12 protein-coding genes and 1 tRNA gene are annotated in these 15,156 nt (G+C 66.9%); 5 read left to right on the top strand and 8 right to left on the bottom strand.

Going from position 1 to position 15,156, the window contains the following annotated elements; translation table 11 throughout:
• Positions 1 to 35: 35 nt before the first annotated feature.
• The 5 genes from AC1Q6P_RS06445 to rsmB all read right to left on the bottom strand — a co-directional run bounded on the left by AC1Q6P_RS06445 (position 36) and on the right by rsmB (position 5,334).
• Positions 36 to 111 (bottom strand) — tRNA-Phe (locus tag AC1Q6P_RS06445).
• Between the two features lie 80 nt (positions 112 to 191).
• Positions 192 to 893: a response regulator gene (locus AC1Q6P_RS06440; RefSeq protein ID WP_102768328.1), complete on the bottom strand. Its 702-nt coding sequence runs from the start codon at positions 891 to 893 to the stop codon at positions 192 to 194.
• A gap of 11 nt (positions 894 to 904) precedes the next feature.
• Positions 905 to 3,169 carry a sensor histidine kinase gene (locus AC1Q6P_RS06435; RefSeq protein WP_492664926.1) on the bottom strand — a complete coding sequence of 755 codons (2,265 nt, stop codon included), beginning with the start codon at positions 3,167 to 3,169 and terminating at the stop codon, positions 905 to 907.
• Positions 3,166 to 3,816, bottom strand: coding sequence for a DUF4390 domain-containing protein (locus tag AC1Q6P_RS06430; protein WP_171828163.1), 651 nt, complete (start codon positions 3,814 to 3,816; stop codon positions 3,166 to 3,168). Before AC1Q6P_RS06430 ends, AC1Q6P_RS06435 begins: the two co-directional genes overlap by 4 nt.
• 66 nt (positions 3,817 to 3,882) lie before the next feature.
• Positions 3,883 to 5,334, bottom strand: a complete 1,452-nt coding sequence (gene rsmB / locus AC1Q6P_RS06425) for a 16S rRNA (cytosine(967)-C(5))-methyltransferase RsmB (protein WP_492664927.1) — start codon at positions 5,332 to 5,334, stop codon at positions 3,883 to 3,885.
• A gap of 111 nt (positions 5,335 to 5,445) precedes the next feature.
• Between rsmB and folE the strand changes: the two genes are divergently transcribed.
• Positions 5,446 to 6,174: a GTP cyclohydrolase I gene (gene folE, locus AC1Q6P_RS06420; protein WP_102768331.1), complete on the top strand. Its 729-nt coding sequence runs from the start codon at positions 5,446 to 5,448 to the stop codon at positions 6,172 to 6,174.
• A gap of 60 nt (positions 6,175 to 6,234) precedes the next feature.
• Positions 6,235 to 6,657, top strand: coding sequence for a BLUF domain-containing protein (locus AC1Q6P_RS06415; protein WP_102768332.1), 423 nt, complete (start codon positions 6,235 to 6,237; stop codon positions 6,655 to 6,657).
• 628 nt (positions 6,658 to 7,285) lie between these two features.
• On the opposite strand, the gene AC1Q6P_RS06410 is transcribed toward AC1Q6P_RS06415, so the two are convergent.
• Together AC1Q6P_RS06410 and queC are read right to left on the bottom strand one after the other, a co-directional pair.
• On the bottom strand, positions 7,286 to 7,849 hold the full coding sequence (locus tag AC1Q6P_RS06410) for a LemA family protein (RefSeq protein WP_102768343.1): 564 nt from the start codon (positions 7,847 to 7,849) through the stop codon (positions 7,286 to 7,288).
• Positions 7,850 to 7,851: 2 nt separating this feature from the next.
• Complete coding sequence (gene queC / locus AC1Q6P_RS06405; RefSeq protein ID WP_171828161.1) at positions 7,852 to 8,589, bottom strand: 7-cyano-7-deazaguanine synthase QueC; 738 nt, start codon at positions 8,587 to 8,589, stop codon at positions 7,852 to 7,854.
• A 141-nt stretch (positions 8,590 to 8,730) separates the two neighbouring features.
• On the opposite strand from queC, the gene AC1Q6P_RS06400 reads away from it, so the two are divergent.
• From AC1Q6P_RS06400 to AC1Q6P_RS06390, 3 genes are all read left to right on the top strand, one after another.
• Complete coding sequence (locus tag AC1Q6P_RS06400; RefSeq protein WP_492664928.1) at positions 8,731 to 10,329, top strand: DUF4139 domain-containing protein; 1,599 nt, start codon at positions 8,731 to 8,733, stop codon at positions 10,327 to 10,329.
• 128 nt (positions 10,330 to 10,457) lie between these two features.
• Positions 10,458 to 11,168, top strand: coding sequence for a PEP-CTERM sorting domain-containing protein (locus AC1Q6P_RS06395; RefSeq protein ID WP_492664929.1), 711 nt, complete (start codon positions 10,458 to 10,460; stop codon positions 11,166 to 11,168).
• Between the two features lie 402 nt (positions 11,169 to 11,570).
• Entirely contained in the window at positions 11,571 to 12,293 is a 723-nt protein-coding gene (locus tag AC1Q6P_RS06390) for a PEP-CTERM sorting domain-containing protein (RefSeq protein ID WP_492664930.1), read from the top strand.
• A gap of 21 nt (positions 12,294 to 12,314) precedes the next feature.
• On the opposite strand, the gene AC1Q6P_RS06385 is transcribed toward AC1Q6P_RS06390, so the two are convergent.
• Positions 12,315 to 15,155, bottom strand: a complete 2,841-nt coding sequence (locus AC1Q6P_RS06385; RefSeq protein ID WP_492664931.1) for a protein kinase domain-containing protein — start codon at positions 15,153 to 15,155, stop codon at positions 12,315 to 12,317.
• Between the last annotated feature and the right edge of the window lies 1 nt (position 15,156).

The raw sequence follows: 15,156 nt of genomic DNA, 5'->3' as shown, positions 1-15,156 counted from the left end.
AAGCCCACCGAGGCGATGGGCTTGTGTCTGGTATTTGGTGGCCTGGGGCGGAATCGAACCACCGACACGCGGATTTTCAATCCGCTGCTCTACCAACTGAGCTACCAGGCCGCTGTCTTGACGACGGCGTCTTCGCTGGCTTGCTGCGCTTCGAAAAGCTCTTCAAATCAGCGAAGACCACGACTATAGCACTAAATTCCAGCTCCGCGCTTATTTCTGCTGAGGTCCACCCCTAATTGTTTCAATTTTCTGTAGAGGTGGGTGCGCTCGAGGCCGGTTTTCTCGGCCACACGGGTCATGGAGCCGTTCTCCTTGGCCAGGTGGAACTCAAAGTAGCTCTTCTCGAAGGCATCGCGCGCCTCGCGCAGCGGGCGGTCGAGCTCGAAGCTTTGTTCCGAGGCCAGGCCTGCTGACGGCAGGCTGCTTTGGGGCATGACGTTGTGGCTGCTCGGCGCCACGTACTGCGGCGTCAGCTCATTGCTGCGGCTGTAGCTGCTGGGCAGGCCCACGGCCGGTGCGGGGCGCGGCGCGGCCTTGACCAGGGACTGCTCGACGGCGCGCAGCAGCTTCTGCAGCGTGATCGGTTTTTCCAGGAAGGCGATGGCGCCGAACTTGGTCGCCTCGACCGCGGTGTCGATGGTGCCATGGCCACTCATCATGATGACCGGCATGGTCAGCAAGCCGGCGCCGCCCCATTCCTTGAGCAAGGTGATGCCGTCGACGTCGGGCATCCAGATGTCCAGCAGCACCAGGTCCGGACGCATGCGCTCGCGCACGGCGCGCGCTTGCGCGGCGTTTTCCGCCAATTCGATCGTGTGACCCTCGTCGCTGAGGATTTCAGAGAGCAGAGCGCGTATGCCCAGCTCGTCGTCGACTACAAGAATTGTTGCCATGGAGTCCTAGTTCAATGGGGCTTTTCAGCAGAGCCCGCATCGGCTGCTGCAGTCGCGAGTTTTGAAAATGATAACGAAACTTGCGCCCCGGTCACCGCTTGCGCCTCGTCGCCCTGCTCATGCTGGTTGCTGACGCGGATGCGCGCGCCATGCTCGTCGGCGATTTTCTTGACCACCGCCAGCCCCAGGCCGGTGCCCTTGGACTTGGTGGTCACATAGGGTTCGAAAGCGCGCTTGAGCACTTTCTCCGCGAAGCCCGGGCCGTTGTCGGTGATCTGCAAGCGCAGGGAGCGGGGCTCGCCGGCCTCGGTGAAGGCCTGCTGCGTGCGCACCAGCACCAGCCCGTCGGGCTGCTCTTGCACGGCGTCGAGCGCATTCTGTACCAAGTTGTGGATGACCTGGCGCAGCTGGGTCGGGTCGCCGAGGATGCGGCTGGCCTCGGGCGCCAGTTCGGCGCGCAAGCGCCCTTGCTCCTGCGCCTCGGCGTACAGCGTGAGCACCTCGGCCACCAAGGCGTTCAGATCCAGAGCCTTGAGCTGGGCCGAAGGCAGGCGAGCGTAGTCGCGGAACTCATTGACCAGCTGCTTCATGGACTGCACCTGGTTGACGATGGTGGCGACCGAGCGCACCAGCATGGCTTGATCGGCGCCCTCGAGCTTGGACTCCAGCTTGTGCTGCAGACGCTCCGCCGAGAGCTGGATGGGAGTCAAGGGGTTCTTGATCTCATGGGCCAGGCGTCGCGCCACCTCGCTCCAGGCGGCCGAGCGCTGGGCCGAGACCACCTCGGAGATGTCGTCGAACACCATCAGCCGCGCACCTTGCGGCAGCGGCGCGCCACGCACCAGCAGGGTCAGCACATCGTGGCTGGCATCGAGCTGCAGCTCAAAAGCATCCTGCCAATGGTCACGCTCGCCGTTCTCGGGGTTGACCTGTTCGAAGCGCTGCCACACCGCTTCGGCAAATGCCTCGAGATGGGGCACCTCGCCCAACGGCCGGCCTTGGTAGACCGACAGCGGCAGGCGCAGGATGCGGGTGGCGCCGGGGTTGACGGTGTCGATGCGGCGCTCGGCATCGAACACGATCACCCCGGCCGTCAGGTTGTCGAGGATGGTTTGCAAATGGGTGCGGGCACTTTCCAGCTGCGCCACGCTGCGCTCGACCATGGCGCGCGCCTCGGAGAGCTGCTCGGTCATGTCGGCGAACGAGCGGGTCAGCCCCCCCAGCTCATCGCGCGAGCTCAGCATGGGTTTGCGGCTGAGGTCACCCTGGGCCACCTGTCGCACGCCATCGGCCAACAGCAGCAGAGGCCGCGCCAGCTGATTGCCGAAAGCCACGGCGATCAGCACCGCCGCGAACACCGCCAGCACCAGCACCAGGGTCAGGGTGCCAAGGTACATGCGGCGGAGGCCATCGCGCTCGAGCGCGCGCTGCTGGTACTCGCTGCTGGCGTTCTGCACCGCCAAGGCATTGGCCAGCACCGGGGCGGGCACCCGCTGCACCACCATCAGAAAGCGCTCGGTCGAGCTGACTAGGCCCAAGCGCAGATCGACATTGGGCAGCTGGGCGATGGCGCGGATGCGGGCCTGGCCTTGCAGGGCCAGGGCCTCGTCTTCCAAACCTTCGAGATGGCTGACCACCCGCGTGTTGCGCGCCTGGCGCAACAAGGCTTCGGCCGGCCGATCGGTCACCAGCGAGCTGGTATCGCCGCCAACCGACAGCAGGATCTGGCCATTGCTGGCCACCAGGGCCACGGTGCGAGCGCTGAGCTGCTCGCGCAGCCGCTCCAGCACCAGAGGCTGGGGCAGGCTGCCCGCCTCGCCCAGGCGCTCGGCGGCATCCAGGGTGCGGTTGCCGAGGTCGTTGACCAGGCCATCCAGCGTGCCGCGGCCCAGGTTCAGACCTGCCTCCAGGGCCGAGGCCAGGCGCACATCGAACCAGCTGTCAATGCTGCGGTTGACGAACTGGTAGGACACGCCGTAAATCAACAGGCCCGGCACCATGCCCACCAGGGCAAAGATGCCGGCCAGCTTCATCAGCAGCCGGCTGCCGAACTTGCCGCTGCGCACCCGCAGGAACAAACGCCCCGCCGCGCCCACGATCACCAGCAGCAGCAGGGCCGCCACACAGGCATTGAGCCAGAACAGCCAGACATAGTGGCGCTCGAAAAAGCCGCGCTGGCTGGTGGCGCCGATGGACAGCAAAAAGGCCAGCACGCCACAAATGCCGGTGATGATCACCAGGGCGATGATCCAGGCCCAACGCGCCTTCTTGCTCATGGTGCGGGAGCAGAGGTACGAGGGCTGAAATCCGGATTCAGGCCGAAGACTCGTTCAACCCCCAGGTTCCAGCCCTGGCCAGCGCTGAGCCCGATCTGCATCGGTTTGGGCAGCTGTGAGGTGTCGAGCCGGTAGGCAAACTCAAGATAGTGGTTGCCGTCTTCTTCCAGCTCGCGCGCCTCGGCAATGCGCCAGCCCGAGACCCCGCGCAGCGAGGCCAGGGCATCGGGCAGGTTGTTGAAGCTCTGCGTCAGACCGCCGGAGCTGACCCGGTACTGGCGCGTCAGCGCATACCAGTACAGACGCCAGCCACGTGACACCTTGGACACCCGAGCGTCGCGCCAGTACCAGCGCTTGCGCTGCAAGGACACCTCGGCCACGAAATAGAGCGACACGCCCTTCATCAGCGCATCCTCGGCCGCACGCGGCAGCTCGAAACGGGTGCTGAAACTCAAGTCCAAGCCCTCTTCCGTTCGGCTGGTAGAGATGCCGGTCAGATCCACCCCCTCGGCCCGCGCCGCCGGGGCGACCAGCGCCAGGCAGACGGCCATGAGCAGCGCCGCGCCGAAGTGGCACAGCAGTTGCCAAGCCGCCGAGGCGGGCTTGGGCTGGAGGCTGCAGCGGTGAACGGGGGCGGGTGAACTCAAGAGCAAGAGGGCGAAGGCGCGATAAGAACCAAGGAATCCAGGGCGGGAGTGCCGGGCACGCCGGGCTCAGGCGGCCCGCTTGCTCAGCACAGCGTAGAAGAACCCGTCGAACAAAGCCTCGGTGCCTGGTGAAGCTGACGCAGATGCGTCGGGCGGGGCCCCGTCCGGCGGCGCCCCATTGTGTGCGAGCGGCAGCAGGTGTCCGGTGACTGCCTGCAGCGCGGGGCGCAAGGCGTCGGATTGGCGTTGCAAAAATGCATCGACCTGCTGCTCCCCCTCGGCCTTGAACAGGGAGCACGTCGCGTAGACGAGACGCCCGCCCGGTTTGAGCAGGGGCCAGAGCGCGTCCAGCAACTGCGCCTGGATGGCAGCCAGTTGGGCGATATCACTCGGCCGGCGCAGCCAGCGCACATCGGGATGGCGGCGGACGATGCCGGAGGCGCTGCAGGGCGCGTCGAGCAGGATGGCATCGAAAAGCCGTCCATCCCACCAGGAGGCCGTGTCGCGTGCGTCCACGGCCTTGAGCTGGGCCTGCTGGCCCAGTCGCTGCAAATTGTCCTGAACCCGGCTCAGTCGCTGGGCGTCACTGTCCAGCGCCAGCAGATCCAGATCGGCCAGCTCCAGCAAATGCGCCGTCTTGCCGCCCGGGGCCGAGCAGGCGTCCAGCACGCGAGCGCCGGCAGGCAAGGCCGGCAGGCCGTCCTGGGCGAGCACGGTCAAGGGTCCGGCCAGTTGAGCGGCCGCATCCTGCACCGACACCGCGCCCTCGGCAAAACCCGGCAGGCTGCTGACCGGCACGGCGCGCTCCAGCACCAGGGCTTGCGGCGCCAGCGGACCCAGGACCCGGGCGGCAATGCCGGCCTCTTGCAAGCGCTGCAAATACTCCGCCGTGCTGCCCTGGCGCGCATTGACGCGCAAGGTCATGGGCGGGTGGCTGTTATTGGCCAGGAGCAGCTGGTCCCAGACCTCGGGCCAATCGGCCTGCAGCTTTTCGATCCACCAGCGAGGGTGGTTGTAGCGGGCCACCTCGCCGGCCGGGCCGGCTTCGGCCGCGGTCACCTGGGCTTGCAGATCGGCACGTTCGCGCAAAAAGCGGCGCAAGACCGCGTTGACGAAGCCGGCGCTGGCCGGCATGCGCTTGCGCACGGCGCTGACGGCCTGGTCGACCACGGTGTGATCGGCATAGGGCGCAGAGCCCGGTCCGCCGCCCGCGTCCCACAGCAAGGCCAGGGCCGTCAGCAGCAGGCCCTCGACCTTGGGCGGCGGGCTCTTCGGCGCCAGCACGGCGCGCAGCGCCTCGGCCGCGCCGAGATGGCGCAACACATGAAAGCTCAAGGATTGGGTGCCTGGACGCAGCTCGGCCGGGCATTGCGACAGCAGCTCGGTCAGCGAACGCCCCGCTCGCACGGCTTGCACGGCGTCCGCCACCTGGAGCAGCAATTTGTGCAGCGGTGGCGCCAGCTTGGCCGGGGCGGGGGAAGAGGAAGCAACAGAAGATGTTTTCGCAGTCGGGCTCACCGCTTCAGTGTAGGGGAGCAGGCCCGCCAAGCAGGCAGGCAAGACCTGGCACTGCAAGGACTTTGCAATCCGGACACAATGCCCCATTGCACCGAACAGCGAGAACACCCCATGACCGGCGTCCTGCCTGCAAACCCCACTCCCCGCGACGAGCGCGAGCTGGCCGAGCTGCCCGCCTCGGAGCGCGTGCGCTACCGCCTGGTCGGCGCCGGCTGCCGCCACCACGCCAATGACAACATCGCCGATTTCATCAAGGATGGCGAGCTGGACGAAATTCAGGCCGAGGTCCAGGCCAAGCTGCAGGAGGTGCTACGCGCCCTGGTGATCGACACCGACAGCGACCACAACACCCAGGACACCGCCAAGCGCGTGGCCAAGATGTTTGTGCGCGAGGTCTTCAAGGGCCGCTACGTGCCCATGCCGCCGGTCACCGAGTTCCCCAATTTCACCCGGCTCAACGAGCTGATGATCGTGGGCCCCATCACCGTGCGCAGCGCCTGCTCGCACCATCTCTGCCCCATCATGGGCCGGGTCTGGATCGGCCTGCTGCCCAACGAACACTCCAACCTGATCGGCCTGTCCAAGTACACCCGCATCTGCGACTGGATCATGAGCCGCCCGCAGATCCAGGAAGAGGCTGTCACCATGCTGGCCAACGAGTTGCAGGAACGCGTGCAGCCGGACGGCCTGGCCATCGTCATGGAAGCCGATCACTTCTGCATGCACTGGCGCGGGGTCAAGGACACGGAAACCAAGATGACCAACAGTGTGATGCGCGGTGCCTTCCTCAAGGACCCGAATCTGCGCCGCGAATTCCTGTCCTTGCTGAGCAAGAAGTAAGTCGAAACCGTCGAAGACGTCGAGCCCAGCGCCGGCGTCAGCCCCACCGGAGCCCTCCCCATGCTAGTTCGTCTTCTCTACGCCAGCCGCGCCCACAGCCCCATGGGCGATGCCGAGCTCAGCACCATCCTGAAACAGTCGCGCGAGCACAACCCCGCCGAAGGCATCACCGGCCTGCTCTGCTACACCGACGGCATCTTCATGCAGGTGCTGGAAGGCGGCCGCGATGCCATCAACGCCCGCTACAAGCGCATCGTCAGCGACAACCGCCACCACGACGTGATCCTGCTCAGCTACGAAGAGGTGGGCGAGCGGGAATTCGCCGGCTGGTCCATGGGCCAGGTGAATCTGCAGCGCCTCAACCCCGGCCTGGTGCTCAAGTACTCCGAAACCGCCAAGCTCGACCCCTACCGCATGAGCGGCCGCGCCTTGATGGCCCTGTTCCACGAGCTGGTCAGCTCGGGCGCCATCGTCTGCAGCTGAGGCGGCGTTCGGCACATTGCAGTCTCTCGGTTTTCTCGTGAGGCCCTGCAGCCCGCGCCGCCACCGGGCTCATGGTTCCGGGGTCGGCCCTGGCGGGCCGACTTCCCTGCGCTGCTCGCACCTCGGGGCTGGCGCATAACTCGCTTCGCTCCCTGCGTTCGCTTCGTTCAGACAGAAGCGCCAAGTCAGAACTTGAAGCGCACGGGTACGTGCGCGCCCCGAAGCGCTGTGCTGCTCGGCCCTGCACAAATCGCCCGGCAGCGGCACGGGCTGCAGGGCGCTTGCATCGCGGTCGATGTGCCCCTCGTCGGTGGAGAACGCCATCTTCGGAGGCGGCTCGGCCCGCCGACGGGCGATTTGTGCGCGGCCGAGGGCGCAGTGGAGCGGCTCAGGCGCGCGTACCCGCGCGCTTCAAGCGCTGACTCGGCGCCACTGTTTGACCACAGTGAGCGCAGCGAACGGAGGGAGATTGGCGCCGCTGAGCCGCGCAGTGAGCACCGAGGGGAGTCGGCTCGCAGAGCCGACCCGCGAACCATGAGCCCGGCGGCGGGCCGAGCCACCGCAGCGGGAGCGATCGGCACCACAAGGGTTCGCAATATGCTGCATCCAACCAGCCCCAAATTCACGTTCAGAGCGAGCGCGCCTCCCGAAAGCCGTAAAAGCTGGCCAGCACCCGCGTCGGGAACTGGATGATGGCTTCGTTGTAGGCGCCCACCGCCTGGTTGAAGACCTGGCGGGTGAAGGAACGTTGGCGCTCGATCATCTTGAGTTCGTCCACCTGGGCGAACAGTTCGGGGTGCTCGCGCAGCTCGGCGTGGTGTTCCAGCATGGACATCAGCCGCGTCAAAGCTGCGGCATGCACGGCACTGGCCACACCCAGGCTGGCGACCGGGTCACCGGCATAGGGCCGGGCGCGCACAGCCTGCAAGGCAGTTTGCACCTCCTGCTGGGCAGCATCCAGGGCGTCGAAGGTGGCCTGCTCATTGGGCAGTAGCGGGCGCAGCACAGCGAGCAATTCGGCGCAGACGCTGGCACGCGCGCTCATATGGGTGTCCAGCTGAGCAAAGGCCACCGCGATCGCGTTGCGCAAGCTCATGACCCGGTTGTAGGCGCCAATGGCCCAGAACAACAGCATGGCGGCCAGCCCCCAGCCGGCCCAACCCCAACTCCAGCCCGTGTCGGTCGGCTCCATGTTCAGGCTCCGGCCTTCAAGGCAAGAAACTCATCATGCCCGCGCGCGCGCAGCTCGCAGGCCGGGCAGCTGCCGCAGCCATAGCCCCAGGCGTGGCGCTGGGTGCGCTCGCCCAGGTAGCAGGTGTGGGTGTGCTCGACCACCAACTCGTTCAGTGCAGCGCCGCCCAGCGATTCGGTCAGGGCCCAGGTCTGGGCCTTGGTGATGAACATCAGCGGCGTTTCCAGCGTCATCGGCGTGTCCAGACCCAGGCTCAGGGCCACCTGCAAGGCCTTGAGCGTGTTGTCGCGGCAGTCGGGGTAGCCCGAGTAATCGGTCTCGCACATGCCGCCGACCAGCACCGAGGCACCGCGGCGGTAGGCCAGGGTGGCGGCGAAGGTCAGGAAGAGCAGGTTGCGGCCCGGCACAAAGGTGTTGGGCAGACCATTGGCCTGCATCTCGATGGCGCGATCTTCGGTCAGCGCGGTGCTGGAGATCTGGCTCAACAGGCTCAGGTCCAGCACATGGTCTTCGCCCAGCTTGGCGGCCCAGGCCGGGAACTGCGCCGCCAGCTCGCGGCGCACGGTCTGGCGGCATTCCAGCTCGACCCGGTGGCGCTGGCCATAGTCAAAGCCCAAAGTCTCGACCGCGGCATAGCGATTCAGGGCCCAGGCCAGGCAGGCGGTGGAATCCTGGCCGCCGGAGAACAGGACCAGGGCTTTGCGTTCGGTGTGCGCTTGGGGCGGCGTCGGGAGGTTCATGCGTGACAACTCGGAAAGCACCGCACGGTGGCGGCAAACAATGCCCACCAGTGTGCCAGGGTCGCCCCGCGCCAGGAAACGGCCCGACATCGCCCCCCCCGCGCTAAGCTCGCAGCTACACGCACTCCTGGACAAGCGCTCATGAAAACCTCCATTGCCTCACGCCTGCTTGGCGTTCTGCTGCCCTATGCCATTGCGGCGCAGGCGGCACCCGCATCGGCGCCCATCAGCCAGGTTCTGGTCTACCCGGGCGGCGCCACGGTGCAGCGCACGGCCAACGTGGCCGCCGGCGCGCGCGAGCTCGTGATTCACTGCCTGCCCGCCCGCTTCGAGGCGGACTCCTTGCAAGTGCAAGCCGATACCGGCATCCAAATTGGCGAGATCAGCATCCAGACATTGGATCGTGTTCGCGTTCCCGAGTGCCACAGCAGCCCGCTGGACACCCGCATTCGAGAACTGGAGGACCAGCGCGCCAGCATCAACGCCGAAAGCGAAGCGCAGGACTTGGCCCTTGGCTTTCTCAAGAGCTACGGTGGGGCGGGTGACGGCAAGTCTGCACCAGCACCGATCACCAGTACCTTGGAGGCCCTCAAGCGTGGCGGCCAGGAAACTTGGCTGCGCAAACATCAGCTCGCGCGACGCCTACAGGACCTCGACGAAAAGCTGAGCCCTCTGCAAGCAGAGCGCGACCGTCTGATTCAAGCGAACCCGCAGCTGCGCAGCGTGCGCATCAACCTGGCCGCCGCCCGCACCGGCGAGCTGCGCCTGAGCTACCGCCTCAATCAAGCGGGCTGGAACCCCATCTACCGCGCCCATCTCGACACCCAGGGGCAGCAGCTGCGCCTGGAGCGTCTGGCCCAGGTGGCGCAGACCAGCGGCGAGGATTGGAGTGGCGTGCAATTGCGCCTGAGCACCAGCACGCCGCGCAGCCAGAGCGGCCTGCCCCCGCCCTACCCCTGGACCCTGGACATCCTGCCGCCGATCGCCGCTCAGGAGCTTCAAGTAACTGGTTCTCGCATGGCCGCGCCGCTCATGGCAGCGCCCGCGCCGGCCTTCAAATCGAATCGGAGCGCGGATGAAGCCCCAGCCCTTCCCAGCTTCGACATCAGCACTCAGCAGGGCGAGTACGCCGCGGAGTTCGAGGTTCCGGGGCGCGTCTCCATCAGCAGCGACGGCCAGCGCGTCAGCTTTGCGTTGGGTAGCGAAAAGATGACAGCCCAGGTGTTCGCTCGCGTGCAGCCCCAGCAAGACCGCCAGGCCTATCTGCTGGCCGAGCTGAACCGCCCCAGCGGCAGCTGGCCGGCCGGCGCGCTGCAGCTCTTCCGCGACGGGGCCTTCATCGGCAACAGCCAGCTGCAGCTGGGCAGCGAGGAAAAGCTGGAGCTCTTTTTCGGCCGCGACGAGCTGCTGCGCGTGGCGGTGGAGCCGCCGCAGAAAGACGGGGCGGAGCGCGGCTTCATCGGCAGCCGCAACGAGCAGAAGATCCGCCGCGCCTACCTGGTCGAGAACCTGCACCGCCAGCCCATCCAGCTACAGCTGATCGAGCCCTCGCCCGTGGCCCAGCATGAGGACATCAAGGTGCAAACCCAATTCAACCCGCAGCCGAGCCAGCAGCGCTGGAAACAGCTGCCCGGCGTGGTCGCGTGGCAGCTGCAATTGGCGCCCGGCCAGAGCCAGCGCTTCACGGCCGAGTATCTGATCAGCACACCCAAGGACGCGCGGGTGAGCGGGCTGCGCTGAACCTGCACTGGCAGCCCAATGGACAAAGGGAAGATTCCCCTGATCGCGGGGCCGCTAGGGTAACTGCGCATGACAGCGGCATGACACGCCAGAGACACTCCGCGCATCTCAAAGCCGGGGAAGAGTCGATGAAGACGCGAAGCTACAAGCTGATTGCCGCCGCATGCCTTTTGATGAACCAGGCAGCCTGGGCCGAGCTGCCCCGTGGCAGCCTGACGTTTTTGCAGCCCAAGGGCACGGTCAGCACGACCGAGGCGATTGACATCTGGGTTCGGCTGACCCTTGACGCCGACTCTCCGGCATTCACGTTTTCCAGCTATCCGATCACAGGCATCTCGCTGAGCGACTTGCCGCCCTATGGCTACCACTATGACTCGAGCACCGGCTCGTACAGCTACGGAACGTTTGCCCGCATTGACAGCATCACTCTCAGCTCTTCGATGGGTGGCGTGGTGCCCGGGTACGACTTCAGCTTTTCATCCAGCTTCAACCCAGAGCTTTCAGGACCGAATGGCTTGAACCAATTCAGCTTGGCGCCGGGCCAAAGCTATGACTATTTATTTGGGCGGTTCACACCGAGGAACGGCGCGGCGCCAGAGGGCGTCATCAACCTGTTCGACGCCTCGATGACGATCTACTACTCTGGCGTGGACGCAGAAGGCCGATGGATGAACTCCAACCTGCGGCCCGTCATTGCTTCGACCTGCGAGAACGGCGACTTTGCCAACTGCCGCTTCACCCGCACCGTCACCGCCGTGCCCGAACCCAGTAGCTACGCCTTGATGGGCCTGGGCCTGGTCGGTGTGCTGGGCCTGGCCCGCCGCCGCCGCTCGGCCTGAACAGCTCGCATCAGTCCGAGCCGCTGAGTCAGAACCGGCCGCCTGTCTGCCCAAATTTCGGGCGGATAGGCGGCATTCCTTTGCTGTGCGTTTTGCAATGCGCCCTGCATCGTGCTCTACAGCGCCACCTGCACCTGAACGGCGTTTGCGGCAGGGCGGGCCAGGTTTGCACCGGGCAGCGAGAAGCTGGCGCCTGGCCAAAGCCAGCGCTTCGCGGCCGAGTACCTGATCAGCCCGCCCAAGGACGCGCGGCTGAGCGGAATGCGCTGAGTCACGGTGTCAGGTCAGCGGCGAAAGTGAAGATTCCCTCGAATCCCGGGCAAGCAGGGTAACTGCGAATGACAGCAGCATGACCGGTCATTGACACTGCGCGCCTGTCAAATCCAGGAGGGGGAGAAACCCATGAAATCGCACACCTTCAAGTTGATTGCCGCTGCCTGCCTCATGGCGAGCCAGGCGGCCTGGGCCGAGCTGCCACGTGGCAGCCTGACGTTTTTGCAGCCCAAAGGCACGGTCAGCACCACGGATGCGATTGACATCTGGCTGCGCCTGACGCTGGACGCAGACTCCCCGGCGTTCAGCTTTTCCAGCGAGCCCCTCACCGGCATCTCACCCACGGATTTGCCGCACGAGGGCTTCTACCACGACCCGATCACGGGGACCACCACACAGAGCGTCTTCGCGCGAATTGACAGTGTTTTCCTCAGCGCCTCGATGACCTTGTCGGGCAGCGAGTTCGCAGGCTACGACTTCGAATTCGCCACGATCTACAACCCGCAACTACCGGGCCCCACCTACCAGAATCACTTCAATCTGGCCCCCGGCCAAAGCTACGACTACCTGTTTGGCCGCTTCACGCCCAAGGCGGGGGGCGCACCGGAAGGCATCGTCAATCTGTTCCAGACCTCGATGACGCTGCAGTACACCGGCGTGGATGCCCAGGGCCGGGTGCTGTACGCCGCCGCCCAGCCCGTCATCGCATCGAGCTGCGAGAGTGGTGACTGGGCCACTTGCGGCTTCACCCGCACCGTCACTGCCGTGCCCGAACCCAGCAGCTACGCCTTGATGGGCCTGGGGCTGGCCGGTGTGCTGGGCCTGGCCCGCCGCCGCCGCGCCACGGCCTGAGCTCGGCCCCAGCCCACGGGCTCAGAACCAGCCGCCCAGGTCCTCCCGAATCTCGGGCGGATGGGCGGCGTTTTTTTGCAGGCCCGCTTTCAAAGCGCTCCGCGCCTGGCGGGCGGCGGGGCTGTCGCTGCCCGGTGCATCCAGCTGCGCTTGCATCAGCGACTGCAAGGCATCGAAAGGATGACCGGCCGGCATTTGCGGCGGGCGGGCCTCGCGCGCTACGGCCAGCGCGGCGGCCGCATCGGCGGCGCCCATCATCACCAGGGTCAGCGCCAGGTCGAGGCGAGCCTGCCAGAGCGGCGGCAACTGGCGGTCCGGGCTGGTCTCCAGCAAGGCCACACGGCGCTCCAGCAGGCGGCGGCTGCCGGCCAGATCGCCGCGGGCGCGCAGCAGCGCAGCCTCGACCTGGGCGACGCGGCTCTCCAGCCACAGATCGCGCTCCAGATGCAGGTCGGCATCGCCGCGCAGGCGGGCGACAGCATCCGCCGCCAAATCCAGGTCACCCAGCACCAGGCCGCTGCGCGCCAGGGCCAGCCAGGCCTCGGCCCGGCTCACACCCATCTGCTCACGCACCCGGTCCACTTCCTCCAGCAGGGCGCGGGCGTCCTGGCGCAAGGCGGTCGCAGGCGACTCCCCCGCCTGGGCGCGCGCCAGCAACAGCGAGGCCTTGGCCGCCGTCCGGGCATTGAAGGGGGCGCCATTGCCTTGGGTGTTGAAGGCCAGACGGGCGGCCAGGGCCTGCGCGTATTCAGCGCGGTCGTGGTGGTAACGCGCAATCTCCGGGTACATGAAGGCGCGCATGGAATTGCCCCGACCATGCAGCCGGTCCATCTCCTCGCCCAAGGCCTGCGCACGCGCCTCCACACCGTCGTACAGGCCCGCACGGATCTCCATGGTCAGGATGTTGCGCCGGATGGCCAGCACATGGCGCAGGTTCTCCTTGGGCGGGTTCTGCAAGGCCGGCTCGGTCAGGCGCAGCTGGGCGAGGGCCTCGCTGATGCGCCCCTCTCCGGACAGGCGGACCGCCTCCACCATGTGGTGGAAGGTTCGATAGAAGTGGCCCTCCGGGTAGAGCAGCCGCACCAACTCGCCGGCTTGATCCAAGGCCAGCTTGGCCTCGCCCAGGCGGCCGGTCTTCATATAGCCATTGGCCAGCGCGTAGTAGAGCTCGCGCATGGGATCGGATTTGGGGCCATGCAAGCGCGCCACGCGCTCGCGCAGAGGCTCCAGCTCGGCCACCACCAAATCGTGCGGGCCCGTCGGCACATAAATTTGGGCCAGCTTGATATGGGCCGCCACGGTGCGCTCGTCGTCTTCCCCGTAGAGCTGAACCATCAGCGCCACCCACTCACGCGCCAGCGGTGCGGCCAGGTCGTAGCGGTCCAGGGCGCCGTAGGTTTCGGCCAGTGTGGCCAGCAGGCGCGCCTTGATGCGGGGCTGGTCCTGGAATTTGCCTGCGATCTCGCTGCGGCTTTTCTCCAGCAGATCCATGACCGTGGGCGCCTGCCCTCCATGGACATCGGGGCTGGCACTGCCCAGCAGATCCGTCAGGTACAGCGTCACCTGATCGGATTCATGGGCCGCCGCCTGCGCGCGGCGCCATTGATCCAGGCTGACGCCCAGGCCCAGCAGCACGGCCACGGCCAGACCGCCCGACAGGGATGCAGCCAGGGCATTGCGGCGCATCCAGAGCCGCAGGCGATGGCGCCAGTCCTCGCGGCGGGCGCTGACCGGGCGATGCTGGAGCCAGCGCGTCAGGTCTTCGACCAAGGCGCTCACGGCCGGGTAGCGCTCCTCGGGCAGCTTGCGCAAGGCCTTGGCGACGATGGCCTCCAGGTCGCCGCGGGCGCGCTCGGCGTCGAGCGGGCGGGCGCCCGCCGGCGCATCTTCGGCCAAAGCCTGGGCCAGCAAGGGCCCGAGCCGCGGCGCGTCCTGGTGCAGCAAAGCATGCTCGATGGCCGTGCGGGTGCTGCCGGCGTTGTAAAAGGGCAGGCGGCCGGACAGCATCTCGAACAACAGCACGCCGAGCGAGTAGACATCGGCCGCCACGCCGACCGGCGTGCCGCTGAGCTGCTCGGGTGCGGCATACGACAAGGTCAGGCCACGGCCGCTGACGCGGGTCAGGTGGCCTGGATCCTCTTCATCCAGCAGACCCGCAATGCCGAAGTCCAGCACCTTGACCTCGCCCCGGCTGTCGCCCTCGGCGCCGACCATCACGTTCGAAGGCTTGAGGTCGCGATGCACCACCAGCTGGGCATGGGCATGCTCGACCGCCTGGGCCACGCGGATCAGCAAGGCCACCCGTGAGGCGACCGTGGGGCATTCGGCCCGCACATGCTCGCTGAGCGTGCGGCCCGCCACGTACTCCAGCACCAGATAAGGCACACCGTCCGCCATGCCGGCATCGAGCAAGCGTGCAATGCCGGGGTGCTTGAGCCGGGCCAGCACGGCCCGCTCGCGCGCGAAACGTTGGGACAGCGGCGCCTGCTGCAGATCACTGCGCAACAGCTTGACCACGGCCTCCTGCTCGTACAAGCCATCAGCCCGCCGCGCCAGCCAGACCTGGCCCATGCCGCCCTCGCCGATCTTGCGCAGCAGCTGCCAAGCCCCCATGCGCTGGCCACTCAGTGAAGGCGCTTGCTGCCTCTCGTCCAGCGCCGGCATGGCGCTGAGGGGCACGGGCCCAGCGGCTGCAGGAAACTGGGTCTCGGCCTGCTGGATCAAGCGCTGCGCGAGCTCGGCGGCCAGGGCGGCATCGCGCGCGGCCAGCGCCGCCAACCAGGGGCCGCGCTCAGCTTCGGCCAGGCCTTGCGCCTGGCGCAGCAGCTGGTTCAGTTCGGTGTGGCGGGCGCTGTCGCCCATG

The sequence above is a fragment of the Roseateles sp. GW835-FHT13E02 genome (assembly GCF_058794035.1).
Note: the sequence above shows the minus strand (reverse complement) of the source record. Positions and strands in the feature narration are given on the sequence as shown.